The 26,120-nt window shown below is 58.9% G+C and carries 22 protein-coding genes; 8 read left to right on the top strand and 14 right to left on the bottom strand.

The genetic code is table 11. The features are described 5' to 3' along the window. Window position 1 precedes the first annotated feature (1 nt). From ACPF7Z_RS11230 to gap, 5 genes are all read right to left on the bottom strand, one after another. The gene (locus ACPF7Z_RS11230) at window positions 2-1,816 is read right to left on the bottom strand and encodes a monovalent cation:proton antiporter-2 (CPA2) family protein (RefSeq protein ID WP_425193333.1); all 1,815 of its coding nucleotides are present in this window, start codon (window positions 1,814-1,816) and stop codon (window positions 2-4) included. Beyond that, window positions 1,813-2,976: a GNAT family N-acetyltransferase gene (locus ACPF7Z_RS11225; RefSeq protein ID WP_425193332.1), complete on the bottom strand. Its 1,164-nt coding sequence runs from the start codon at window positions 2,974-2,976 to the stop codon at window positions 1,813-1,815. Before ACPF7Z_RS11225 ends, ACPF7Z_RS11230 begins: the two co-directional genes overlap by 4 nt. 23 nt (window positions 2,977-2,999) lie before the next feature. After that, a complete protein-coding gene (locus ACPF7Z_RS11220; RefSeq protein WP_425193331.1) occupies window positions 3,000-3,854 on the bottom strand; it encodes a dienelactone hydrolase family protein in 855 nt (284 codons plus the stop codon). 105 nt (window positions 3,855-3,959) lie between these two features. After that, window positions 3,960-5,636, bottom strand: coding sequence for a diguanylate cyclase (locus ACPF7Z_RS11215; protein ID WP_425193330.1), 1,677 nt, complete (start codon window positions 5,634-5,636; stop codon window positions 3,960-3,962). A 400-nt stretch (window positions 5,637-6,036) separates the two neighbouring features. After that, entirely contained in the window at window positions 6,037-7,038 is a 1,002-nt protein-coding gene (gene gap, locus ACPF7Z_RS11210; RefSeq protein WP_425193329.1) for a type I glyceraldehyde-3-phosphate dehydrogenase, read from the bottom strand. A 192-nt stretch (window positions 7,039-7,230) separates the two neighbouring features. Here gap and edd point away from each other — a divergent pair, with 192 nt between their 5' ends. Genes edd through ACPF7Z_RS11190 form a run of 4 tightly spaced genes read left to right on the top strand, consistent with a single transcriptional unit; the run spans window position 7,231 to window position 11,787 of the window. Then, entirely contained in the window at window positions 7,231-9,087 is a 1,857-nt protein-coding gene (gene edd / locus ACPF7Z_RS11205; RefSeq protein WP_425193328.1) for a phosphogluconate dehydratase, read from the top strand. After that, window positions 9,084-10,052 carry a glucokinase gene (gene glk, locus ACPF7Z_RS11200; protein ID WP_425193327.1) on the top strand — a complete coding sequence of 323 codons (969 nt, stop codon included), beginning with the start codon at window positions 9,084-9,086 and terminating at the stop codon, window positions 10,050-10,052. The genes edd and glk overlap by 4 nt, the downstream gene beginning before the upstream one ends. Then, entirely contained in the window at window positions 10,049-10,912 is an 864-nt protein-coding gene (locus ACPF7Z_RS11195; protein WP_425193326.1) for a D-hexose-6-phosphate mutarotase, read from the top strand. The genes glk and ACPF7Z_RS11195 overlap by 4 nt, the downstream gene beginning before the upstream one ends. After that, window positions 10,909-11,787 carry an aldo/keto reductase gene (locus tag ACPF7Z_RS11190; RefSeq protein ID WP_425193325.1) on the top strand — a complete coding sequence of 293 codons (879 nt, stop codon included), beginning with the start codon at window positions 10,909-10,911 and terminating at the stop codon, window positions 11,785-11,787. Before ACPF7Z_RS11195 ends, ACPF7Z_RS11190 begins: the two co-directional genes overlap by 4 nt. Before the next feature lie 38 nt (window positions 11,788-11,825). Here the strand turns inward: ACPF7Z_RS11190 and ACPF7Z_RS11185 are convergent, their stop codons facing one another. From ACPF7Z_RS11185 to ACPF7Z_RS11175, 3 genes are all read right to left on the bottom strand, one after another. Then, window positions 11,826-12,497: an alpha/beta hydrolase gene (locus ACPF7Z_RS11185; RefSeq protein ID WP_425193324.1), complete on the bottom strand. Its 672-nt coding sequence runs from the start codon at window positions 12,495-12,497 to the stop codon at window positions 11,826-11,828. A 56-nt stretch (window positions 12,498-12,553) separates the two neighbouring features. Continuing rightward, a complete protein-coding gene (mdoH, locus tag ACPF7Z_RS11180) occupies window positions 12,554-14,509 on the bottom strand; it encodes a glucans biosynthesis glucosyltransferase MdoH (protein WP_425193323.1) in 1,956 nt (651 codons plus the stop codon). A 61-nt stretch (window positions 14,510-14,570) separates the two neighbouring features. Next, window positions 14,571-16,229, bottom strand: a complete 1,659-nt coding sequence (locus ACPF7Z_RS11175; RefSeq protein ID WP_425193322.1) for a glucan biosynthesis protein — start codon at window positions 16,227-16,229, stop codon at window positions 14,571-14,573. 136 nt (window positions 16,230-16,365) lie between these two features. Here ACPF7Z_RS11175 and ACPF7Z_RS11170 point away from each other — a divergent pair, with 136 nt between their 5' ends. Next, window positions 16,366-17,928: an alkaline phosphatase gene (locus ACPF7Z_RS11170; RefSeq protein ID WP_425193321.1), complete on the top strand. Its 1,563-nt coding sequence runs from the start codon at window positions 16,366-16,368 to the stop codon at window positions 17,926-17,928. Between the two features lie 600 nt (window positions 17,929-18,528). On the opposite strand, the gene ACPF7Z_RS11165 is transcribed toward ACPF7Z_RS11170, so the two are convergent. The 3 genes from ACPF7Z_RS11165 to fabV form a co-directional block, all read right to left on the bottom strand. Further along, a complete protein-coding gene (locus ACPF7Z_RS11165) occupies window positions 18,529-19,494 on the bottom strand; it encodes a GlxA family transcriptional regulator (protein ID WP_425193350.1) in 966 nt (321 codons plus the stop codon). Next, window positions 19,484-20,113 carry a DUF2959 domain-containing protein gene (locus ACPF7Z_RS11160; protein WP_425193320.1) on the bottom strand — a complete coding sequence of 210 codons (630 nt, stop codon included), beginning with the start codon at window positions 20,111-20,113 and terminating at the stop codon, window positions 19,484-19,486. Before ACPF7Z_RS11160 ends, ACPF7Z_RS11165 begins: the two co-directional genes overlap by 11 nt. An 88-nt stretch (window positions 20,114-20,201) precedes the next feature. After that, a complete protein-coding gene (gene fabV / locus ACPF7Z_RS11155) occupies window positions 20,202-21,404 on the bottom strand; it encodes an enoyl-ACP reductase FabV (RefSeq protein ID WP_425193319.1) in 1,203 nt (400 codons plus the stop codon). A gap of 171 nt (window positions 21,405-21,575) precedes the next feature. Between fabV and ACPF7Z_RS11150 the strand changes: the two genes are divergently transcribed. Further along, entirely contained in the window at window positions 21,576-21,971 is a 396-nt protein-coding gene (locus ACPF7Z_RS11150; RefSeq protein WP_425193318.1) for a DUF7079 family protein, read from the top strand. Between the two features lie 8 nt (window positions 21,972-21,979). Here the strand turns inward: ACPF7Z_RS11150 and ACPF7Z_RS11145 are convergent, their stop codons facing one another. Beyond that, window positions 21,980-22,474, bottom strand: coding sequence for a glutathione peroxidase (locus ACPF7Z_RS11145; RefSeq protein ID WP_425193317.1), 495 nt, complete (start codon window positions 22,472-22,474; stop codon window positions 21,980-21,982). A gap of 253 nt (window positions 22,475-22,727) precedes the next feature. On the opposite strand from ACPF7Z_RS11145, the gene ACPF7Z_RS11140 reads away from it, so the two are divergent. Together ACPF7Z_RS11140 and ACPF7Z_RS11135 are read left to right on the top strand one after the other, a co-directional pair. Then, the gene (locus tag ACPF7Z_RS11140) at window positions 22,728-24,377 is read left to right on the top strand and encodes an acyl-CoA dehydrogenase family protein (RefSeq protein ID WP_425193316.1); all 1,650 of its coding nucleotides are present in this window, start codon (window positions 22,728-22,730) and stop codon (window positions 24,375-24,377) included. Window positions 24,378-24,444: 67 nt separating this feature from the next. Beyond that, a complete protein-coding gene (locus ACPF7Z_RS11135) occupies window positions 24,445-24,930 on the top strand; it encodes a copper chaperone PCu(A)C (RefSeq protein WP_425193315.1) in 486 nt (161 codons plus the stop codon). A 24-nt stretch (window positions 24,931-24,954) separates the two neighbouring features. On the opposite strand, the gene ACPF7Z_RS11130 is transcribed toward ACPF7Z_RS11135, so the two are convergent. Next, window positions 24,955-25,563, bottom strand: a complete 609-nt coding sequence (locus ACPF7Z_RS11130) for a LysE family translocator (RefSeq protein ID WP_425193314.1) — start codon at window positions 25,561-25,563, stop codon at window positions 24,955-24,957. A 12-nt stretch (window positions 25,564-25,575) separates the two neighbouring features. After that, on the bottom strand, window positions 25,576-25,986 hold the full coding sequence (gene rnk, locus ACPF7Z_RS11125; protein ID WP_425193313.1) for a nucleoside diphosphate kinase regulator: 411 nt from the start codon (window positions 25,984-25,986) through the stop codon (window positions 25,576-25,578). Window positions 25,987-26,120: the final 134 nt, after the last annotated feature.

Genomic DNA, 26,120 nt, shown 5'->3' with positions numbered 1-26,120 from the left:
ATCAAGGGGATTCCGGCTCGGTTTGGGTCGTTTCGGAGCGCTTTTGACGCTTGGAACGCTTATCGAATTCCTTCTGAAACAGCGACTGCAATTCCGCCATGGCGGCCCTGTCGTTAGCCGCCATTGCCGTTTCGTCGTGACGATCCTTGTAGGCATCCTTGAACAACTGATTATCGAATTCGCGAAAGGTTCGTACCGCGTCCAGGGCGTTGGAACTCGGGTAGCCCATCCCCTTGAGGACTTCATTACTCATTTCCATGCTGGCGGCAAAGGTTTCGCGCACCACCGCCTGGACCCCCAGCTCCATCAATTGCCAGGCATGATGGCGATTACGTGCACGAGCAAACACCTTGAGATGAGGAAAATGATCCCGCGCCTGACGAGCGATGAGTGTTGCAGTATCCGCATCATCCACGGCGATGACCAGGATCGCGGCCTGTTCCGCCCCCGCCGAACGCAAGAGATCCAGGCGCGAGGCATCCGCATAGTAAATTCGTGAACCGAAGCGACGAATGAATTCCACCTGAGTGATATTGGGGTCCAGCGCCGTGAAGTTGATGTTCTGGGACTTGAGCACCCGGGCTACCATCTGGCCGAAGCGCCCCAGTCCAGCAATCAATACCGGCGGTGTATCCTCCCCGAAATCGCCATCGTAGGGCTTCTTTTGCTTGAAGCGGTCACCCAAACGCTCCCCGGCTTGATAGAGAAACGGCGTGAGCGCCATCGACAGGGTGACCGCGGCAATACAGAGACTCGCAATGCGCTGATCGAATACGCCGGCACTCACCGCGGCGGTCAGTAGCACGAAGTCGAATTCACCGCCTTGGGAGATAACCGTCGCCAGACGAGGAATTTCCGGATACGGTAGCCGCGCGATCAAACCAATGAGAGCGATGACGACGAGCTTGCCTACCAGCGTCAGTAGCGTGATGCCCAGCACCCACCAAAGATTGTCGAAGACCAGCGCCAGATTCACCGACATGCCCACGGCGATGAAGAACAAGCCCAGCAGCAAGCCCTTGAAGGGTTCGATATTGGCTTCAAGCTCATGGCGATAAACGGTATCGGCGAGCAACACCCCGCCCAGAAAGGCCCCCAAGGCCATGGAAAGCCCCGCCCATTCCATGACCAGCGCCATTCCCAGCACCATGAACAGTGCCGCCGCGGTGAAAAGCTCATGTACTTCGCTGCGTGCGACCAGCGCGAGCACCCGGGGAAAGACCAGTCTGCCGAAAACGATGGCCGCCATGACAGTGCCCACGGCACGCAGCACCAGCAGCCAGGATTCTCCCATGGCAAGCTCCGAGACCCCGGCAAAAAACGGCAGCGATGCCAATAGCGGGATCACCGCCAGATCCTGAAACAGCAGGATCGAAAAGGCCGCCTGACCGTGAGGCGTGGTCAGTTGCTGGCGTTCGTTGAGCACCTGCAAGGCAAACGCGGTTGAGGATAGAGCCAGGATCAAGCCCAGCAGGATGGACACGTCGAGGCTCAGCCCCAGCATCAAGCCGACCGGAGTCAGCAATGCCCCCGAGGCCAGCATTTGCAAACTACCTAGCCCAAAAAGTCGCTTGCGCATGGTCCAAAGCCGGGAGGGCTCGAGTTCGAGACCGATGATGAACAACAACATCACCACGCCGAATTCAGCAAAATGCAACACCGACTCGGGATCAGCGATAAAACCGGTGATTGAAGGACCAAGCAATAGCCCCGCGCTCAGGTAGCCGAGGATCGAACCGAGCCCCAGGCGCTGAGACAAAGGAACGGCAATGATCGCGACTCCGAGCAGTACCGCCGCCTCGAACAGGAAGTTCATGATGCTCCTCGCCAGGAGGCACCGACCTCATGGCGAAAAGGCAAGCGTGTCAACGCCTGGCGCTCATAGGCGTCGATGTGCACTCGCTCCTGCTCGCAAAAGCGCGATACGGCACGTCGAAAATCGAGATCGGCAATGTAATGCAGAGAACGCAAGCGCCGCGGGGCAAATCCCCGGCTCAACTTGTGCTCGCCTTGAGTGCCGGGATCGAACAGCATCATGCCGTTCACCAGGCAGTGCTCGATACCCTGGTAATAACAGGTTTCAAAGTGCAGACAGTCCGCTTCCACTTCACTCCCCCAATAGCGGCCATACAGGGTCTTGTCGCCCTGTAGGCAAAGAGCCGCGGCGATCGCCTGGCCTTCTACCCGCGCCTGGATCAGCACCAAGGCCTCGGGCAGTGTACGCCGCAGACGCTGGAAGAAATCGAAGGGCAGATAGGGGCGCTGTCCGCGCTCCAGATACGTCATCTGATAGCAACGATAGAAATGCGCCAGTGCCGCTGGGTCGATCGCCTCCCCCGTCAAGCGCGAAAGCGTGATCCCCTGCTCCGCCACACGACGGCGCTCGCGGCGAATTTCCTTGCGCCGCTTCGAGCTCATGGACGCAAGAAAGCCGTCGAAGTCACCGAACTCCTGATCGCGCCATTGAAACTGAATGGCATGTCGCTCGAGCAGCTCAGGCATGGCATCTTTCCAGGCATCGACCTCCGCATCCTCGGCAAACAGCAGATGCCAGCTCGAAAGATCGCCATTGCAGCAATGGTCGGCCAATGCGGCGAATATGGTAGCCGGCTCCGCACTATCCCGATTGATAGCAATTCGGGTCCCAGGCGCCGGGGTATAAGGAATCGCCGTCAGCGCCTTGGGGTAGTAGTCGCCACCGGCGCGTTCCCAGGCGTCGGCCCAGGCCCAATCGAATACGTACTCACCGCGGGAATGCGTCTTGTAATAGCGCGGCATCACCGCGACCAGGGCCTCTCCTTGCCACACCGTCAAATGCGCTGGTGTCCATCCGGTGGCGGATGTCACCGCCCCGGAGGCTTCCAGTGCATGCAGAAACTCGTGGCGCATAAAAGGCTGATCGGCATCGATCAAGCTATTCCACAGGATGGCGGGTACGGCCTCGATGGAGGCAATGGCATGTACCTCAAAGGACATCTTCTCTCCTAGCGCGACACCTATCAGTTGCCATTCAGGACCCTGTCCAGGGTCAGTAATGCCGCCTGCCAGGAGGACGCATCGGCGGCTGCATTGTAGGCTAGCGGTAGGTCGAACTGCTCACCCACCTCATCGGCAAAGGGGTTGGTGAAACCATGGGTTGCCCGGGGATAGTTGATGACCTCGACCTCCGCTCCCTGGGCTTCGAGCGTCTGGGCCATCGCCATCAGCGCATCCCGTTTGACCAGCGGGTCCTGGGCGCCATTGTGAATCTGTACCACGCCATCGAAGGACTGGGGATTGGAGACGGCCTGGGTGGGGCTACCATGAAAGCTGATCGCCGCCTTGATAGGCATGCCGGAGAGCGCCATGTTCATGACCACGCCACCGCCGAAGCAATAACCGATGGCCGCCATGCCCTTGTCCTTGGCGACCCAAGGATGCTCATGCAGGCTCATCATGGCCGCTTCGAGTCGCGCGCGGGCGGAGGGCCAATCCTGCATGACACGGCTCGAGAACTCGCCGGCCTGATCTGGATGAGCCGCCACCTGGCCATCGCCATACATATCCACGGCCAGCGCCACAAAGCCCAGTGCCGCCAACTGGTCGGCTCGCGCTCGGATATAGTCGTTGAGCCCCCACCACTCATGCACGACGATTACCGCCGGACGGGGCTCATTGTCACCGGCATTGCGCGCCAGATAGCCTTCATAGGTCTCGCCGCCCGTCGAATAAGTAAACGTTTGTCCTTCGACCTGCGGCCCCATCTTGATGCCTGTTTCAAGTTCCATATCGGTGGGTGATGTCTGGGTTTGAGCCATGGCGATGCTCGTCAACCCGCCCCATAGCAGCCAGCAAAGCATGAAGAGTGTGCGCATGTCAGGTTCTCCTTATGTATCTTTGTTTTTAACATAGCACGGCTTGCCCTATGGCTCATGGTCAATCTTGTTGCCAGATTCCCCCGACGCTCCCAACGAGATAGCTCAATCATGTTTGCTCAATGCCTGATGAACCCGGTTACGCCCCTGGCGCTTGGCGGCGTAGAGCCCCATGTCGGCACGATGCATCAAGGCATCGAGTGTCTCCATACCCTGTCGTTCTGCAATACCGAAGCTGACGGTGAAATTCAACCACTGGCCATAGAATTCGATGCACGTCTCCTCGAACTCCTGTCGCAGTCGCTCTGCCAGTCTGGCAGCCTCGTGCAGGGCGTGACCACTCAATATCAAGGCGAACTCCTCACCGCCTATGCGCCCAAAGATATCGTGAGAACGCAGGGTTCTGCGGCAGATATCACCCAGGCTCTCCAGCACCAGATCGCCTGCGGCGTGGCCCCAGGTGTCGTTGATCGCCTTGAAGTGATCGATGTCGAAGACTACCAGTGACAAACGTGAGGGCATGGCATCGGCGACATCGATCTCCGTCTTGATGTACTCCATGAACGCTCGCCGATTGAGTGCTCCGGTCAAACTATCGGTCGTGGACATTTCGTGCAGCTTCATCTCGCGTAACTTGCGAGTGGTCACATCGCGCACCACACCCAAAATCCACTCGTAGCGATTGGTCAGCGGGCTGATATAGGGCGAGCAACTGATTTCCAGCCATACGTAATGGCCTTGACTGTGACGGGCGCGCAACTCGATTTGCATGTTCTGGCCTTGGCGCGAGGCTTCGTGCAGGCGGCGCTGCACTCGAGGAGCATCATCAGGAGGCAGCAGCTCGACCAGGGCCCGGCCGTAGATGTCGTCCGCGCAGTAGCCGAGCATGGTGTAAACCGATGGCGAGGCGAAACGGCAGATGCCGTCGGCATCGAACAGCATGATCAGGTCGCTGACCTGCTCGATGATGAAACGGTAGCGCCGTTCACTTTCGACCAGTGCCAACTGGGCTTGTTTACGTAACGTCACATCCTCGCAGAAGCCATGCCAAAGCACACTGCCGTCCTCTTCGCGCTGTGGCGTCGCATGGCCGGAGACCCAGAGCTGATGGCCATGAGGATGTCGATAACGAAACTCGCAGCGCCAAATACTCATGCGCTGCGCACTGCGCCGGATGTTGCGCCATAGGGTATCGGTATCTTCCGGGTGCACCCGATCAATGGCCGCATCGGCATTCTCGATGAGCGTGGCCGGGGACATGCCGAATAGCCGCTGCGCACCGGAACTCACCAAGGGAAAGGACAGACGACCGCCCGTATCCAATCGGCACTGGTACAAGGCTCCAGGTAGCTGATCGCTCAATTGCGTGAAACGATCGAGTAGCGACTGTCGTTTGGTGACGTCGATCACAGACCCCACCAGTTCGGTGACCTCCCCTGTTTCATTGCGATGGATGACAATGTCATCCTGCAGATGACGCCACACACCTCCGGGTGTTTGCAGCGTGTAATCGAGCGAGACGCACTGACTGTCATCGGCGATGGCGCAGGCCAGCCGAGCCATCGCGATTTGACGCGACTCATCGGTCAGAAGCGTCAACCAACGCCGGGGCTCGGCCTGGAGGGCATCGCGATCGAGCTCACACAAGGACTCGATACCCGGGCACAGATAATAGAGCTGCCCCTGCCACCAATCGGCGTTCGTGGCATAGATCAATGCTGAGGATGCTTGAAGCAGTTTGTCGAGAGTCGGCGTCGATAGCGTCAGCAAAGGGGGTGACATGCTCATTTTTCCCAGAACGTTGATTCACATACGCCACGTTCGCGTCTGTGGCCACCGTGATAAGCGCCGGCGACATGTCTGTGCTCATAGCGAAAGCGAATGGTAATGAGTCGTTGCGAAATCTGCGTATTACCTATGCGATACAAATCGCTGGCATCATTACTAAGTATCACGACACCGATAACCAGAAATACGGCCAATCTTGACTAGCAACGTCATAGTGACAGAGGTCCCCCTACAAGGATAGGGGCAGAAACACGATCGAGTTTCAACACTAGATCGATCTTCCTATGGTAAATGCGAAGGACAGTGAACATGCCGAGGGGAATCGACCCGCGCGCGAGCCACAAAAAAGGGTGCCCGTGGGCACCCTGGCATGCGTACTTCAAACATACCTGAATTATTCAGCGGCCTGCATGGCCAGTGCCGTATCCAGCATACGATTGGAAAAGCCCCATTCATTATCGTACCAGGCCATGACCTTGACCAGACGACCACTCACCCGGGTGTGGTTGGCATCGAAGATGGAAGAGTGGGCATCATGATTGAAGTCGATGGAGACCAGTGGCTGTGCATTGACCGCCAGGACCGGGGACTGCTCCGCCGCCTTCTCGACGATGGCGTTGACCTCGTCTTTGGTGGTATCCCGACTGGCGGTGAAGACCAGATCCACGAGCGACACATTGATGACCGGCACCCGCACCGCCAGACCATCGAACTTGCCTTTGAGGTCCGGCAATACGCGACCCACCGCCGCCGCAGCACCGGTCTTGGTGGGAATCATCGATTGCGTGGCACTGCGCGCGCGATAAGGATCGGAGTGATAGGCATCGGACAGGTTCTGATCGTTGGTGTACGCATGCACGGTGGTCATCAACCCGTTCTCGATACCGACACCCTCGTGCAACGCCTTGGCAACCGGAGCCAGGCAGTTGGTCGTGCAGGACGCATTGGAGACCACCCGATGCTCGGCGGTGAGCATGTGCTCATTGACGCCGTAGACGATCATGGCATCCGCATCAGAGCTCGGCGCCGAGATCAGCACGCGTTGCGCACCGGCACTCAAGTGTCGAGCGGCGGCATCACGCTTCTTGAAAAGCCCGGTGCACTCCATTACCAGATCGACCTCGAGGTCTGCCCAAGGTAGCTTGGAAGGGTCACGCTCGGCATAGATATTGATGCGATCACCGGCCACACTGAGAGAGTCCTCGTCGTGCTCGATCGCATAACCGAACAGGCCATGGACGCTGTCATGCTTGAGAAGGCGAGCATTCATTGCCGAGTCGCCCAGATCATTGATGGCGACGACTTGAATCTGATCACGATAGGCATTTTCGTATAGGGCACGTAACACGTTGCGCCCTATACGTCCGAATCCATTGATCGCTACACGTAATGTCATGAGGGTCTCCTACGGCAAGCTCACAGGAATCGATAGCAAGATCTGATGTTACCGCCGCTGTTCAAAACAGTGAGCAGTTTAAAGAAAATATTCCTACGCTTTATGCATAATTTGAGTCATAGCCCGAGGACGTTCAACCATTTTTTTGTTAAATTTACGCACATAGCAATCCAATGACCGATAGAGGCTTCCATGACCATCCATCCGACCATTGCCCAGGTAACTCAACGTATCCGCGAACGCTCCCAGGATCGACGTGCACTCTATGAGCGCCACATGCAGGATCAGCATCGGCAAGGCGTGCATCGCGGCGAACTCTCCTGCGGCAACCTGGCCCATGGTTTCGCCGCCTGCGGCACCGAGGACAAGGACCGGCTGAAACTGACCAACAGCGCCAATCTGGGAATAGTTTCGTCATATAACGACATGCTCTCTGCCCATCAACCACTGGCCCCCTTCCCTGAAATGATCAAGGAGGCGGCACGCAGCATGGGCTCGACCGCGCAGTTCGCCGGTGGCGTGCCGGCCATGTGTGATGGCGTCACCCAAGGCCAACCCGGCATGGAGCTGTCGCTTTTTTCCCGCGACAATATCGCCATGGCCACGGGCGTGGCGCTGTCACACAACATGTTCGATGCCGCCCTCTTCCTGGGTATTTGTGACAAGATCGTGCCAGGCCTGTTCATAGGCGCTGCACGCTTTGGCCATTTGCCGGCCATCTTCGTTCCCGGTGGCCCCATGACCAGCGGCCTGCCCAACAGTGAAAAGGCTCGTGTGCGTCAGTTGTACGCAGAGGGCAAGGTCGGTCGCGAAGAACTGCTCGAAGCCGAATCCCAGTCCTACCATAGCCCGGGCACCTGCACCTTCTACGGCACCGCCAATTCCAATCAGTTGATGATGGAAATCATGGGACTGCATCTGCCCGGCGCCTCCTTCGTCAATCCCAACACACCGCTACGCGAAGCATTAACACGTTACGCCGCGGAACAGGCAATTCGTAACAGCGAACCCGGCGGCAACTATCGCCCTTTCTGGCAGCAGATCGACGAGAAGGCAATCGTCAACGCCGTGGTCGGCTTGCTCGCCTCCGGCGGCTCGACCAATCACACCTTGCACCTGGTGGCCATGGCCGGCGCGGTAGGCCTCACGCTGACCTGGGACGATTTCACCGAGCTTTCCGCCGTGACGCCAAGTCTGACGCGCATCTACCCCAACGGTCAGGCCGATGTGAACCACTTCCAGGCCGCCGGCGGCATGAGCTTCCTGATTCGAGAACTCCTCGAAGCCGGCCTGATTCATGGGGATATCCCCTGCGTGTTCGGCGGTGACCTGTCCGACTATACCCAGGAGCCTTTCCTCGAGGAGGGGCGGCTTGTATGGCGTACCGGTCCAACGCAGAGCATGGATCTGGATGTCCTGCGCCCGGTCGCCGAGCCATTCTCGCCGACGGGTGGCCTGACCGTGCTCAACGGCAACCTGGGTCGTGGTGTCATCAAGGTGTCCGCGGTCAAACCCGAACACCGCGTGGTCGAGGCGCCGGTGCGTCTGTTCAGCGACCAGAACGAACTCAAGGCTGCCTTCGATGATGGTGAACTCGACCGTGACGTCATCGTCGTGGTGCGTTACCAAGGCCCGCGCGCCAACGGCATGCCCGAACTGCACAAACTCACCCCTTATCTGGGCGTGCTGCAGGATCGCGGTTTTCGGGTAGCGTTGGTAACCGATGGACGCATGTCCGGGGCCTCGGGCAAGGTGCCTGCCGCCATCCACATGACCCCGGAGGCCATCGATGGCGGTCCCTTGGCCAAACTTCGCGAAGGGGACGTCGTGCATCTGGATGCCGACAAGGGAGAGCTGACGGTACTGGTAGACGATGCCGAATGGCAAGCACGCGACGCTGCTGCCATGGATCTCGAACGCTACCGCTATGGCATGGGCCGCGAGCTGTTTGCCGGCTTCCGTCAACTGGTCAGCGGCGCCGAAGAAGGGGCAGCGGTATTCGGCGGCTTCGAAGCTCAGGATCTGGCAAGGGGTGACGATCGGGCATGACGCTTTCGGCACTGATTGGCGACATCGGGGGCACCAATGCGCGCTTTGCATTGGTGACCCCGAATTCCTTCGATCTGCATGACATTCACACGCTCTCCTGCGCCGACTATGCGACATTGGAGGAGGCCATCCTCGACTATCTGGCGCGAGTCGGCGCGACCGGCGCTCGTGCCCCACAGGAAGCCTGCCTGGCTTTCGCCTGTCCGGTGCACGACGATGACGTGCGCATGACCAACAATGCCTGGCGCTTCTCCAAACACCAGGTAAAAGAAGCATTAGGCCTGACGTTGTTCAAGGTGATCAATGACTTCACCGCTCAGGCGCTGGGTGTGCCCCATGTCGCCGCCGAGGAGTTGATCAGCGTGAGGCCTGGGGTTGACGAACCGCACCGCATCCGCCTGGTCATCGGCCCCGGTACGGGTCTTGGCGTCGCTGGAATTTTTCCCGGACTCCATGATTGGATTCCGTTAACCACCGAAGGCGGTCATGTGACCTTCGCGCCTACCGAGGATCGTGAACGCGAACTCATGGGCTATTTTCATGATCGTTACGGACGTGTCTCCGTGGAGCGCCTGCTCTGCGGCCAGGGGCTTCTCGATCTATATCGCGCCCACGCTGCCCTCGCCGGGTCATCGCCTCAGTACAACACCCCCGCCGGGGTCACCGGTGCAGCACGCGCCGGCGATCCGCTGGCGGAAGAGGCGCTGCTGCGCTTTTTGAAGATATTAGGTGACGTCTGTGGCGATGCCGCCTTGATGATGGGCGCCCGGGGAGGCGTGTACCTGTGCGGCGGTATATTGCCGAAATTGACCGACTGGTTGCAACGCAGCCGCTTTCTCGAGGCATTCATCCACAAGGGACGCATGGGTGCATATAATGAGCGCATTCCTATCTGGATGGTCAATGCACCCTGGACCGGTTTGCTCGGTGCCGCAGAGGCGCTGCACAACAAGGAGGTTTCATGATTCCATCATCCCTGCGCCGACTGCTCGACGCCACGAATGGCCAGCGTCTTGACGAGTGGCAGGGGCGACGCCTGTGGCTGGCGCGGGAGCCCTGGGGAGAGCTCGTTGTTTCCCTGCAGGGTGCGCAGGTGTTGCATTTCGCCCCATCAGGAGACGAAGGCTGGTTGTGGATCACCCCGACACCGCAGCCGATGCCCGGTGCGATTCGTGGCGGTATCCCGCTATGCTGGCCCTGGTTCGCCGATGAGTCACCGGATGGTCAGGGCCCCATGCATGGCCCGGCGCGCAAGGCCGAGTGGCGCCTCGATGCGGTGGACGAGCACGAAGAGGGTATCGAGCTGCATCTCACTCCGGAAACTCGCCTGCATGAGCAACTCGCCCCCCGCGCCGTGATCCAGGCCAACGCAAGACGTCTGCATGCGGAGCTGATTACCGAGCATCATGGCACCACGCCGGTCAAGTACACGGGCGCCCTGCACACTTACTTCCAGGTATCCCACACCCATCACTGCAAGCTCGAAGGTCTGGCCGGCGCTCGTTTTCTCGACAAGCTCGAAGGGTTTGCAGAGGGCGTGCAACAAGGCGAACCGGGTATTCGTGGTGCCATCGACCGCATCTACCAATCCCATCATGAGGTGACGCTCGACGACGGCAAACGTCGTTTGCGCATCGCCAAGCAAGGCAGCGACTCGACGGTGGTCTGGCATCCGGATCACGAACTGCCGGCGGACACACCGGTCGAGGCGGGGCATCATTTCCTCTGTGTCGAAGCCGCTTGCACACGACTCGATCCGGTCTGGCTGGTGCCCGGCGCCCAGCATCTGCTAGCCACCACCATCAGCCGTGAGGAACGTGCATGAGCGATGCCTCACTGACCTTCGACGTACCCTTCGTACTGGGCATGATGCGCCTGAGCGACTCCTACGAACTGAGCGACCCGGTACGGCTGGCAGACTGGCTCGAAGCGCGCCTCGACGAAGGGCTTACCTGGTTCGACCACGCCGACATCTACGGCAAACGCAGCGGTGAAATCCTCTTTGGCCAAGCCCTCAAACAACGCCCGGCCCTGAAGTCCCGCGTCAAGGTTGTCACCAAGGCAGACATCGTATTGCCGGCGCTGGACAGCTCCCGCTTCGGGGTCAAGCACTACGACACCTCCGCCAGCTATCTCGGATCAGCCATCGACGCATCGCTATCACGCCTGGGCGTCGAGCGACTGGATCACTTTCTGCTGCACCGCCCCGACCCCCTGATGGACGTAGAGGCCACTGCCCGTGCCCTGGACGATGCCATCGACGCCGGCAAGATCGGCGCCGCGGGCGTCTCGAACTTTCTCCCCGAGCAGTGGCGACGCCTGCAACGTGGCATGCAACACCGTCTTGAGGCTCACCAGTTGCAGTTATCGCTGGCGCGCCCTGCCCCCTTGTTCGATGGCCTGTTCGATGCCTTGCTGAACGATGGCCAGACGCCCATGGCCTGGTCCCCTCTAGGGGGTGGCTCGGTCTTCGAGGATATTCTGGGCTCGGCACTGACTCACCTAGCCCAGGAAGCCGGCGTCAGTCGCGCCGGCCTCGCCCTGGCCTGGCTGCGCCGCATTCCCGGCAACCCGGTACCGGTCATCGGCACGCTCAAGGACAAGCGCCTGCGAGCGCTGGCCCAGGAAGGCCCGCTGAACATCGATCGAGTCACCTGGTTCGCCCTGCTCGAGGAGGCACGCAGCCAACGCGTGGCGTAACAGCACAATCGACAGCTGCGTTACTCATTATCACCCCATCAGGCCTGGGACAGGCGCTGGGTCAGCCAGGTAGAGATATCGCCGATCTGCTCAGGACACAGCGCATGCGCCATATCATAGGTACGGTAGTGCGCTGGCAATCCCAGCGCCTTGGCCTGTTCGAAGCCTTGACGTCCGAGCGCTTCCGGCACCACGGGATCGAAGGTGCCATGATGCACCTCGGTCACGAGTTGACGATTGGCCTCGCTGAGCGTCAGGCTATCGGCGGTCGCAAAATAGGTGGACAGCGCCAGCAGGCCGGCCAGTGGTTCGGGGTAGGTCAATGCGGCGTGATAGGCGACTGCGCCCCCTTGAGAAAACCCCGCCAGGACGATGCGCCGGCTATCGATACCGGTGTGTCGCTGTTCGTCTATCAAGGCCTGAACTTCCTTTGCCGAGGCAATGAGCTCGGGCTCGTCGATACGTCGACCAAGATTCATGTCCAGGATGTCATACCAAGCCGGCATGCTCATGCCACCGTTGATCGTCACCGGGCGCGAACGGGCATGCGGCAGCACGAAGCGCACCGCCAGATCCGCGGGCAACGGCAGCGCCGGCACCAAGGGAGCGAAATCATGGCCATCCGCACCAAGGCCATGCAGTATGATGACAGCAGCCTCGGCGGGACGGTTACGGGAAGGTTCGATGATCAGGGGTGAAGTAGCGGGCATGCGAGGGCATCCTTGCGAAAGTTGTCTAGCAGTCTACCCTAGGGGACCCCGACGCGTTAATGCCCTTGAGGATCCGGCACCTTGGCCCCACCCAGCCCAAGATGGGCACTCAGCGACTGAACCGGCATACTCTGTCGACTTTCCTGAGAGGGGAGAAGTTGTGCCTCATCCAAGGATGCATCGTCCACCTCGGCCTCTTGCTCCCTGCTTTTCACCTCGAGCCTCTCCAAATGCCCCAGCACAGAAGGCTCTTGAACTTCGGCGGGTATGCACATCAGTCCATGTCGCCTTAGCCATACCCCGGCCCGAATGCTACTCGTGAAACGTACCAGCAAGACGGACGTCACCATGCCCAGCAATACCGGCGACAGCCACCAGAAAAACAGCGGTGAATAGTAATAGCTGATCGTGCCCCAGGCCACGCCCAGCAAGGTTGTCGACCAGGTACGCCGCCAAGCCTCGCGCCAAGGGATCAAGCGCCCACCGCGGGATTGCGAACTCCAGGAGACGGTGCGGCCCATCAATATGCTCATCACGAACCAGGCATGGAACGCCATCATCAGCGGTGCGAGCAGGATCGAATAGACGATCTCCAGCAAGGCGCTGATAGTGAGCTTGATACCCCCACCATACTCCTCACGGCGCTGCAGGAGCGCCACCAATAACCCGAGCAATTTAGGCACTACCAACATCACCACCGTGATGACCAGTAGCGAGGCAATCATCGCTACCCGGGACTCGGGCCACTGGGGAAACAGCTGATAATTCTGGGTGAAGAACTGAACCTTCGACACCGCGAGCAATACCGCATCCACGGTGCTCAGCAACAGCATGATGATCCATAACAACGAGGCCATGAACGCCAACGCCCCAAACAGGAAATGCAGCCGATTGATCCAGTGCAATCCACGCGCAAACAGCAAACGCAAGTGCTGCATATTGCCCTGACACCAGCGCCGATCGCGTTTAGCGTAGTCGATGATGTTGCTGGGTAACTCCTCGAAGCTTTCCTCAACGCCGGCGTGTAGACGCACCTCCCAGCCCGCGCGCCGCAACAGCGCCGCTTCGACAAAATCGTGACTGAGAATCTCGCCACCCAGGGGCGCCTTGCCCGGCAGTGCCGGCAAGCCGCAACTTTCGATGAAGGCCGAAACACGCAGAATGGCGTTATGGCCCCAATAGTTGGCACTATCGCCCTGCCAGACACTTTGCCCGGCGGCCAGCATTGGACTATGCAGCGTCGAGGCGAATTGTAAAAAGCGACTGAACAGCGTATCCGAGCGCACCGGCAGCGGCACTGTCTGCAGGAGCCCCAGGCGGGGATTGGCTTGCATGGTGGCGGCCATCCCGACCATGGTCCGGCCACCCATGACGCTATCCGCATCGATGACGATCATACTCTCGTAGAAATGCCCCCAGCGGCAGCAAAAGTCCGACAGATTGCCGACCTTGCGCCCGATATTGTTCTCGCGGCGCCGGTAGTAGAGCGTCAGCTCCGGCGCCAGACGACGACGCAATAACGCAGCATTACGCGCTTCATCGGCAGCGGTGGCATCGTTGGTGCTATCGCTGAGCAGATAGACATCGAAGGCGGAGGCCTTACCGGTCTCGATCAGCGAGAGACAGGTAGCCTCCAGCCCGGTCATGACGCGTTCGACGTCTTCGTTGTAGATCGGCATGATCAGCGCGATACGACGCTCGGGATCGAGAGTTTGACTCAGGGGTCGAGCCGGGCTGAGGGTGACCGGATCGCGCTTGAGGGCTACCACGATAAAGCCCGCAATCCCCATCCAGAACGAGATCGACAACCAGATGAACATGATCACGAACAGTATCCAGATGGTCATCTCGAGTAGCGTCAAGCCATTGGCGCGCAAGATATCCAGCATCATATAGCCACCCTGGAACGCCGTCAGTGTCGCCAGAGTGAAGAATACAAAGCGGCGCAACGCCAGGAAAGGAATGCGTTGAGGCGGTATCGGCACACTCTCATCAGTTTGCCGCCTAGACATGCGTTGCTCCATACCGGTTACATTATTGTCCTGCTCGCCGTCACGACGCAGCCCATGTAGATCATTGCAGGACATTGGGGTTCCATATGTAGCTCCAGGTTTCTGTCAAGGTGCTGCCACGCAGCATGAGCTTGAGCTGCATGTCGGCGGATTCATTGTCTTGAGGCGCCAATTTGAAAGTAGCTCGCCAGGTCTTGCCGTCCGGCAGCTGTTTTACCCTAAGCTCGCTGACCTCGCCTCGCGCCACGGTCAACTTGGCTTCCACCGGTTGAGAGCCGTTCAAGCTGGCGAGCTCTTCTCCGCCGCGGAAGTCGACGATGAAGCGTCGCAGGCTGTGAGGCGGCGGATCGGACTCCCGGGATTTGGCGCCCCATCCTTGACGAGTCCGTATCACACGACCGAGCTGCTCCTGCGGTAAACTCTCGTTATAAGTGGACAAACGATACTGATAGCGACGCTCATCACCGGCGCGGAACTCTGCATCCGGTACCCAATAGGCAACGATATTGTCATGCACCTCGGAATCCACGGGAATCTCGACCAACTCGACCCCGCCCTCGTTCCAGTCGCCCTCGCGAGGCTCGATCCATAGGCTGGGACGGCGTTGATAATCGACCTCGTCATCCAGATAACTATCGAAATCCCGATCCCGCTGCATCAGACCAAAGCCGAGCGGCGAAGTATCACGCAATTGAGACACATTGAGCGTTACCGGATTGGAAAGTGGACGCCAGATCCATTGGCCACTCGACGTATGCATCAGCATGCCATCCGAATCGTGCACCTCAGGTCGAAAATCATCATGCCGATCGACGCTGTTCTCGCCATGCATGAACATGCTGGTCAGTGGAGCAACCCCCAGCTTGGCCACGTCGTCACGGGCAAACAGACGCGCATCCACGTCGACAACGGTATTGTTCGAAGCTTCGATATCGAAACGATAGGCACCCGCCACCGAGGGGCTATCGAGCAAGGCGAAAACTGTGATCGTCGAGCTTTCCGGCTCAGGCTTGACCAACCAGAAGGAACGAAAGGCCGGGAACTCCTCACCTCCTTGAGTCGCTGTGTCCACCGCCAGCCCGCGCGCAGAAACCCCATAATCCTGGCCGCGCCCGGCAAGACGGAAATAGGAGGCGCCAAGGTATGCCAGAAGCTCGTCTTTGCGGTAGGGAGTATTCAATGGGTAATGCAATCGAAGTCCGGCAAAACCGAGTTGACGTTGATCGAGTTTGGCAAACTCCTCACGCAACCGCGCCGCATTCTTTTCGTAGTTGAACATCTTCATGTCGAAGTTCAACGCTTTGACCTGGCCATCCTCGAGCACATGGACATCGACGGGGGTGTCGTACAAAAAGCCGAGATGAAAGAACTCTACCTCGAACAGACGCTCATCGTGCCATAAGGCCGAATCCTTGCGAAAACGAATGTCCCGATAGGTGTCGTGATTCAGCCTGGACAAGGCCTCCGGAAGTGGGGACTGGGGTTGCTGGTATTCGCTGCTGGCCGTTTCCCGGGCAAGCTCCGTCACCCGATCGAATAATGCCTCCGGCGTTACCTCGGGCGACGTTTCCAGCCTGATATTCGCCGCAGTGGCCACCGCGGATTGTGCATCACCCTCAGTGGTCACCTGCGCGGTAACCTGTTGAGTCGACTCCTGTGCCTGGGCCGCGCTCATCCCGTACATCAAGGCGATTGTCGCCAGACATTGCCACACAGTCATGTGATTTCCTCATTTCCCTATTCACAGTGCGACCCGCTCCCTGCCCGCGACAATAATTCGATTATTATACTGCGTCCAACGTCAAGCGCATGCGTGATAGCGTATCCTGACGTTCGTCTGTCTACGGAGCGCACTGTTGTACCACATCCTTGTGATTGGTTTCGCCCTGAACGTCCTTTTTCTGGGGCTTCGCTACCTCGTCGAAGGAAGCCTGGGGTCTACCTGGCTTGCGTGGGAAGCCGTTTGGTTGCCGATTGTCTTGATGATATTACCCCTGAGCTGGCGACGCTGGTCGATTGCATTCATCGCCGCAGCTCTGACCCTCGTTCTGTTGCTGGCGGGTATCGACCGCCTCACCCAGCTGGCGTTCGGTAGGCTCTTCAACCCTTTGCTCGATCTCGGCCTGGTCGACTCCGCCTTCAATCAGCTCACTGAGAATGTGGGCGTCACTTTAACTTTGGCCATCCTGGCGTCTGTCCTGACCATCTTCGCCTTGAGCACCTGGTTCATCGCTCGCAGTCTGGGGGCGCTTCACTGGCCGGCGCTGACGATGCGGCGACGCCTGGTGCTCGGCTTAGCGTTGATCGTCTCGCTCACATTTGACCTGGCCAGACCCGGAGGGCTCACCCCCCACAGTGCCACACCGGCATTGGACCTGGTCGCGACTCACTGGCAACAACTGCAGAACACACGCCGCGCCTATGCAGATTTCAAGCAACATGTCGCTGACAAAGGCTCATTGGCGCCCGGTCGCTTCCCTACCCTCTCGGATCGCGATGTCATCCTTGGCTTCATCGAATCCTATGGCGTCACGGCTCTCTACGATCCACGCTACGCCAAGCGCATCACCCCGCGTTTGGCAGACATCGAGCAACGCCTGAAAGAAGCAGGCATTCATCTCGCCAGTGCCAAACTAACCTCGCCGGTTCAAGGCGGACAGTCCTGGCTCGCCCATGCCACCTTGCTCAGCGGCTTATGGGTCAGCACGCAACGCCACTATGAATTGCTACTCGGTCAACGACAATCAACCTTGATCGATGATTTTCGTAAGACTGGGCATCGCAACATTGCCATCATGCCGGCGCTTACCCAGGCCTGGCCCCAGGGCAAACAGCTGGGCTACGACCATATCTTCACAGCTCACAACATCCCTTACCAAGGCCCAGCGCTTAACTGGGTCACCATGCCCGATCAATTTACCTGGCGCTTTTTAGAAACGAGACGCCAGGCCCATCATGGCGCTTTATTTGCCGAGTTGGCCCTGATCAGTAGCCATGCCCCCTGGACGCCCATTCTTCCCCTTCTGGAAGATTGGGAAGGCCTTGATGACGGAAGAGTATTCGAACGCTGGGCGAATAGCGGGGAAACACCGGAAACGCTCTGGCGCGACACAGAGAAGGTACGAGAGCATTACGCCAAGGCCGTGGAGTACGCCCTGACGGCCGCCTTCGGTTACGCCGAGCGCTATTTGCGGGACGATGCACTTCTCATTCTAGTAGGCGATCATCAACCCGCCCCCTTGATCACCGGAGACGATGCCAGCCGCGAGGTTCCCATTCATATACTGAGTCGGGACAAGGCATTGATTACACCCTTTATGGAGGCGGGATTCGATCCAGGCATGATGCCGAACCGACAGTCATCCGCACGAGCCATGAGCGATTTCCGACCGTTAATGCATACACTGTTTGCCGAATGAACACAGGTTTTTGCAACGACTCAAGATGAAGCTGCATATAAAAAGAGGCCCCGTTCATGGTGAACTGGAGCCTCATGAGGAAAAGAGGGGACATTGAGGCGGCGTGCAAACAGTTTCCCTGGCTGATTGGCTGGCATCCTGCCCATTTGCCTCCTTGCCAGAAAACGACTCCTCCCTGAGCACTTGCCTCACCACATTCGCAACCCCCTGTGGTCACTGCTTACCGCTGAGTTTGAGATTAGCCACTCTTTGCCGATTAGGCAAAATCAGTATATTTACAATAAAAAAAAGCATGCCAAACAAGATCAACTCTGATTTTTCGGTTCAGAATAAGATTACAAACATTATAGTTGTTAAAAAACAAATCATTAATAATGATTATCTTTTTTTAACACCTTTCTTTCGTTCGCTGAATCATAGAATCCCATCGCCGGATTGATCCGGCATCGCACCAGATAGACACAATATTTTACTCATTATTTTAATTTTAAAAGCAAACACATCCTAAGTTTACATAACAATTCGTCCGGCAGGGCTCTTACCAGGGTGTTGCATCGGCTTGAGAGTATTCTTCCGCACAAATCAACATTCGCCGATCGCTCAAATGAGTCTTTCTTCCCGAGGCGTCATGCCGAAATGATTGCGGTAGGCGGTAGAGAAGTGCGCCGCGGAAGAGAAGCCGGTGGAAAGCGCGATATCGCCTATCGCCTTGTCCGAACCGCGCAACAGCCTGCGTGCCTGCTGCAAGCGCAGATTCAGGTAATAACGACTGGGGACGGCCTGAAGGTACTTCTTGAAGAGTCTTTCCAGCTGTCGTCGTGAAATGCCTAGATGCGCAGCCAGTTCGTGGGTCGTCAACGGCTCTTCGATATTCGATTCCATCAATGCCACCGCATCCGTGAGGCTTTGGGGCGCATGTCCCAATCGTGAGCCCAGCGGCACACGCTGAGGTTCGTCGCCCATGCGAATGCGCTCACAGACGAAATGTTCAGACACTCGCTCGGCCAGACGCTGATCATGGTGCCGAGCAATCAAGGTCATCATCATATCCATGGCGGCGGTGCCACCGCCACAGGTCAAACGGTCACGATCGATTTCGAACAACTGACGGCTGACCCGCACCCCAGGATGCGCATGGCGAAACGTATCGACGCTCTGCCAGGCCAGCGTCGCGCGGTACCCCTCGAGAACACCCGCCCTCGCCAGCACCTGCGTCCCCCCACCGATGCCTCCCAGCACGACGCCGCGCCCCGCTAGTCGCATCAGCCATTCATTCAGCGACGGATAATCGTCTTTGAGCGTGCTGGGGGCGCATACGAACACCATATCGAGCTCATTCGCATCAACACCAGCGCGACGCTGCGGCATCAGTGCCAAGCCCGCAGCGCTTTTAACCTCACTATCCTCCAAGCCAAAGGTTATTGAGGTGTAAAGACATTGGCCACTGAGCTGATTGGCAACCTGCAATGGCTCCAGGGCGCAGGCCTGCGCAAGCAAGGAAAATCCCGGCAGGAGGACGAAACCTATCCGCCGGGCCACCACCGCAGACGATTCCTCATGGGGCATCTTGGCGATTGAGTTCGGCAATGAAGGCATCGGAACGTGCAATGGCCGCCTGCATGCGCTTGCGCAACGCCGTTACATCGCGCTCGAGCCCATCGACTTCGCCGCGCAGGGCGCCGATTGCGCGTGCGTTGAGGTTATGCTTCAGAAACAACACATTATCCCTGAGCGCCAATAGCACCGGCTGCATACTGTCCGCGGCATCTTGCATCGCCGCGATCATCTCGCCGTAACGCGCCCGGGTTGCGCGCAGTTGACGCTCCGAAAGCCGGCGATAGTCGGCACTCTGATAGAGCGACAGCTCGTCCTCCCATTCGTCGAATAGCGCCTCGGCCACATCCTCGATGGCCGCAATGCGCCCCTCGACCCGCTTGGCGGCGACTTCGCTCTCCTCGTACTCGTCGTTCAGCCGGTCATAGGTTCGAGATAGTTCACTCTCCGGCACTCGCACCACCGCCCGAAACTGCTCCAGCGCCGAGGAGAACTGTTCATCGGCGGCTTGCTGGGCGTCTCGCCCATCCTCGACACGATCGACCAGCACCTCGCGCTTTTGAATCCCGACCTGTTCCAGGGCGCTGTAATAAGCACTCTGACAGCCCGCCAGGATGAACGATGCGAGCATCAGCAGCAGAAATCTTCCCTGCGCCCACGTCGTCCAACCTCTTGCCACTCGATTCATGCAGCGCACTCCGACATTGTGATCTCCTTGCTCATAGCTGCACGACATCGAAGCTTGCCACTGGGTCGACCTCGGCATCGTAGTCGACGTCATCGCGCTCGAAGCCGAACAGCTTGAGAAACTCATGCTTATAGCCGGCATAGTCGGTGATATCGAACAGGTTGTCGCTGGTCACCTGAGGCCACAGATCCTTGCAGGCCTGCTGAACGTCATCCCGCAGTTCCCAATCGTCGAGGCGCAGGCGGTTCTCTTCGTCGGTCTCCGGTGACTCATTGCTATACAGGCGATCACGGAACAGTCGATTCAGCTGGTCGATGGTGCCCTCATGCAAGCCCTGCTCCTTCATTACCTTGTACACCATGGCGATGTACAGCGGCATGACCGGGATGGCCGCACTGGCCTGAGTCACCACCGACTTGAGCACCGCGACATTGGCACCGCCACCACTCTCGGCCAGGCGTTGGTCGATCTCCCCGGCGGCGCGATCCAGATCTTCCTTGGCCTTGCCCAGCGCCCCATGCCAGTAGATCGGCCAGGTGATTTCGGTGCCGATATAGCTGAAGGCCACCGACTTGGCGCCAGGCGCCAGTACCCCGGCCTTGTCCAGCGCGTCGATCCACAGCTCCCAGTCCTCGCCACCCATGACCTGAATGGTATCGGTGATTTCCTGCTCCGTGGCCGGCTCGACCTCGGTCTCGATGATGGTGTCCTTGTTGGTATCGATGGCGGTGGCGCGATAGGTCTCACCGATGGGTTTGAGCACCGAGCGCTTGAGTTCGCCGCTGTCCGGCAGCTTGCGCACCGGCGAGGCCAGCGAGTAGATCACCAGATCGACCTCGCCCAGGTCCTGCTTGATCAGTTCGATGGCCTTGTCCCGGGTCTCATGGGCGAAGGCGTCGCCATTGATCGCCTTGCTGTAGAGTCCTTCTTCCTTGGCGTAGCGGTCGAAGGCTGCCGCGTTGTACCAGCCGGCGGTGCCCGGCTTCTTTTCGGTACCCGGTTTTTCGAAGAATACGCCAAGGGTGCCGGCACCGTAGCCGAAGGCAGCGGTAATGCGCGCTGCAAGGCCGTAACCACTGGAAGCCCCGATGACCAGCACCCGCTTGGGCCCTGTGTCCAGGGCATTTCCAATGGCGGCACGGGTCGCCTCGATCTGATCGCGCACGTTCATCGCGCAACCGGTGGGATGGGTGGTGGTACAGATGAAACCACGAACCTTGGGTTTGATGATCACGGTAGACCTCGATCCTTTTCGACAAGCATGTCATCCCGGTTAGCCGGGGCATTATTGATGTGTTGCGGCTATTCTAGCGATTCATCGCGGCACTGTCCGCCCCAAGCGCTCGCTCTTGTGCCCAAGGTAGTGTTCCTCGAAGATGCCACCAAGACAATGAAGGTAACGCGTATGAGCGAACAAGAGATCGAAGTATTGATCGCCGAACGCGGCGAGCTGTGGCTGGCACTGGCCCCCTTATGGCTGGAACGAGAACCTCGTGAAAGCGATTACACGCATATGATCGAGGTCATCGAACGTCATGGCCTGGGTCTTGAAGAGCTTGAATGGATATTTCGTCTGGAACTGGCTCCGGTACTCTCGCGCCATCAGTTATCGATTGCCGGCGAATGGCGAGCCTTCGATGAGCAGCGCCTGCTGACGCAGCTGGTCGTGCATCAACGACGATTGCGTGGGTGGCGCAAAGGATTCTGGACGCTATTTTCCGGGCTTTCCACCATGATGACGCGTCACCGCTGGAATCTATTGATGACCCGACTGATGGCGGTGCGCGGACACTCACTTTAAGCTCCTGCTCAGGCCGAAAAAGGCGTATCCAAGGCGGTTTCGAGACTGGGCACGATATCCCGACTGGACGCTCGCGGCCCAAAACGGCGAATGACCTGACCATCGCGACCAATCAGGAACTTGGTGAAATTCCACTTGATCGAGGTACTTTTCAAAAGCCCGGGGGCTTGACGACGAAGCAGCACGAACAATGGGTGCGCCCGGCGACCATTGACATGCACCTTTTCCATGACGGGAAAGGTAACGCTGTACTGGCGTTCGCAAAAGCCGGCAAATTCCTGCGCCGACTCGGGTGTTTGGTGAGCGAACTGGTTACAGGGAAAAGCCAGCACAGTGAACCCCTGATCGCGATAACAGCGATAGAGCCTTTCGAGTTCGGCAAGTTGAGGCGTGTAGCCGCAACGGCTGGCAACATTGGTCACTAGCAAGACCTGGCCACGCAGGGCGCGCAGATTGAACGCTTCGCCGCTATAGGTGCGACAGTCCTGTGTATAAATATGCATAATCCATTACTGGAGATTGAGCACATCCGCCCATGATCCGTCCCTGGCGCCTTCGGCGCAAGCCGCAGCGGATTCGACATCGCTTCCAGACCTTCCTCTCTCGGCTGTATCCTTCTCATATCCCATGCCGAGCACAGACGGTCTTTTCGTGAGTGAGCGACAAACTTGCCTGATGTAATTTCAAACGTTTGACCTTGCGTCAGGACGGTTCCATGCTCAAGTGCTTATGCTCAATTAAACCAGGAGCATCGTGATGACTGATCATGCACCCCGCCATCAACTGTCCACTCATGAGGTCACCAACCAGCCCGCGCCTGCACCGGATCGCGATCTTTTGGCCCTCGACAAGCCCCTGCGCGAGGCGCTGGCCCGGGAGGCGCCGGACTGGCTCACCCAACGTCTTACGCCATTGGCTAGAGCGGTAGGCAGTGATCATGTTCAAGCCTTGGGAGCAGAAGCCAATCGCCATCCGCCGACGCTACGACTATTCGACCGTCACGGCCGTCGTCTCGATGAGGTGATCTATCATCCCGCCTATCACGAACTGATGCACTTGGCCTGCGATCAGGGCTTTCACGCCGTCGCCTGGGAAAAGGAACATCAGGGCGGACACCAGGCCCACATCGCCGCACTCTATCTGCTCACCCAAGCCGAACCAGGCGTCTGCTGCCCGATCACCATGACCCATGCCGCCCTGCCGGCGCTGCGCCGAGAGCCGCGCATTTTTGACGAATGGCGTCCGCGTCTGCTGGCCTGGGATTACGACCCGCGGGCGGTACCGGCGTGGGAGAAATCTGCCGTGACCCTGGGCATGGCGATGACCGAGAAACAGGGCGGCAGCGACGTTCGCACCAATACCACTCGAGCAACGAGAGACGGTGATGGTTATCGCCTCACCGGCCACAAATGGTTCTGCAGCGCCCCCATGTCGGATGCCTTCCTGACCCTGGCTCAAACCGATGACGGACTGGGCTGCTTCCTGGTGCCACGTTTCACTCCGGATGGCGAGCGCAACCCCATCGAACTGCAACGTTTGAAGGACAAATGTGGCAACCGTGCCAACGCCTCGGCGGAAATCGAATATCGCGGCGCCTGGGCGCAAGCGATCGGCGATCCGGGCCGGGGTATCGTCACCATCCTCGAGATGGTGCAGCAGACGCGGCTCGATGCGGCGACCGCCCCTGCAGGCATGATGCGCCAAGCGCTACTCGAGGCCTGGAGCCATGTCCGGGAACGCCACGCCTTCGGCCGACGCCTTAGCGAGCAGCCCCTGATGCGCCGCGTCGTCGCCGATCTGGCCCTGGAAACCGAGGCAAGCCTGGCACTTTCGATGCGCTCTGCGCGGGCCTTCGACACACCCGATGATGAACACGAGCGCGCCCTGTCGCGGCTTTTGCCCGCCCTGGGTAAATACTGGCACAACAAGCGCGGCCCCGGCTTCATGGCCGAAGCCATGGAGTGCCTGGGGGGTATCGGCTATGTGGAGGAGACACCCCTGGCGCGGCTGTATCGGGAAGCACCGGTAAATTCGATCTGGGAAGGCTCCGGCAACGTCATCTGTCTCGACGTGCTGCGGGTGATGGCGCGTCATCCGGAAAGCATCGACGCCCTGCGTGACGAGCTCAAGCGTGTGCAAGGAAACTCGCACCCCTTCGATAATACCGTGAGCCAGCTGGAAACCCTGCTCCATCAACCGGCAGAGGTCCTCGAAGCCAATGCTCGTTGGCTGACCCAGTGCATGGCGCAATGCCTTCAGGCAGCACTGCTGCTGCGCCACGCCCCTCAGGAAATCGCCGAGACATTCTGTCGTAGCCGTCTAGGCCCGAGCGGTACCAGCCCGGTTTATGGGGTCCTGCCTTCTGATGCTCCCCTGGAAGCCATTCTTGAACGCATCGCGGGTTGATCGATGATATTCGGATGCAAAGCATTGGGTTACCCTATGGTTTCAGCCCCCCCCACGAGGAAACAGCATGCCACGCCTATTCAGATTTTTTGTCTTTCTCCTGATCACGGGTCTTGTATTCACCACCCAAACCTCTGCCCATGAAACGAAGGATAACGGGCTACGCCTGATTCATCCTTTCGCCACCCCAACGCCGCCTGGGGCACCCAACGGCGCGGCCTATGTGGATATCAGCACTGATGACGATCCCGTTTCGCTGGTCGCCGCCAGCTCTCCGGTGAGCAAGGTGGTCGAGATTCACGACATGACCATGAAGGATGGCGTGATGCGCATGCGTCGCCTGGACAGTCTCGAGGTGGCAGCGGGGGAGACACTCAAGATGCGTCCCGGCGGTGGTGAACATCTGATGCTGATCGGACTCGAGCAACCGTTGAAGGTAGGCGATCGTTTTCCCATCACCCTGGAGTTTGCCGACCGTGACAGCGTCACCCTCGAGGTGTGGGTTCAGGAAGCCGACGAAGGAAGTCAGACAGCGGATCAACACGAACACTGAACGCTTGCCGGACTGTTACTCCAGCTACCCCAGCACCACACGCAGCGCCAGCGCGATCAGCAGTACACCGGTGATGCGATTGATCCAGTGCGCCCGAGCTTGCAACCAAGGCAGCACTCGCGAATGAGAGAACGCAACGGCCACCAGTACATACCAGGCGGCGTCGATCGATGCCGCTGTGGCCACGATCACTGCCTTGGCAAATGCGCCCATGTCGGCGCTGACAAACTGGCTGAGCAGCGCCACGAAAAACAGGATCAGCTTGGGATTGGCCAGGGCCACCAACACCCCGTCGCGGGCCGCCAACGCTGGGCTGGTCGCCATGGCGCCTGCGTTCAGTGCTCCATGCCGCCCGGCGCGCAGCGCCTTGATTCCCAGCCAGGCCAGGTAAGCGGCTCCTCCCCAGGTAATCAGCGTGAACATCCATGGCTGGTGCACGATCATCGCACCCAGTCCCCAGACGGTCAGTAGCGCATAGACCCCCACCCCCAACGCATGACTGAGCCCTGCAATCACGCCGGGGGCACGCCCGCCTCCCAGTGTGTGACGTAGCACCATGGCCAGGCTCGGCCCCGGCGACATCGCTCCCAGGGCGCATATCGCGGCCAACGACAGCCATAGCGTCAAGGGCATCCGCCCGCTTCCTTAGCGGTGATACTGCTTGGCCGCTTCAGGCTGCCACAAGACAGCGTCGACACGCAGTTGAATACGGCGTCCGTCCGGCAAGGACCAATCGATCACCTCACCCGCCTTTATGCCCAGCAGAGCCGCTCCCACCGGCGCCATGACCGACAAGCCTTCCGGCGTATCAGCCAACGCATGGGGGTAGACCAGGGTACGGGTCAGTTGAGTATCTCGGCTCAACTCGGTGAAACGCACCTGGCTGTTCATGCTCACGACATCCGCCGGAATCTCGGTCGGATCCACGACCTCGGCGCGCTCGAGCTCCACTTCCAATGCCTCGGCAACCGCCGCGTCCTTTGGAGAGGCATTATCGATCAAGCGTTGCAAACGCTCGGCGTCCAGCCGGTTTACGACAATCACGGGGCGTGACATCGACGACTCCTTCTATCATGGGTTGTGGGAATAGCGACAAGAAAAAAACAGTCCTCGCCGAGAAGACGAAGACTGTTGATCTAACGATCATAAGCGCTAATTGACCTGGAGGTAACTCTACAAACCTAATACTA

It is taken from the genome of Halomonas sp. GXIMD04776 (assembly GCF_049808615.1).
In the GTDB taxonomy this organism is placed as follows: domain Bacteria; phylum Pseudomonadota; class Gammaproteobacteria; order Pseudomonadales; family Halomonadaceae; genus Modicisalibacter.
The sequence above is the reverse complement of the archived record's forward strand: the minus strand, read 5'-3'. Positions and strand labels throughout refer to the sequence as shown.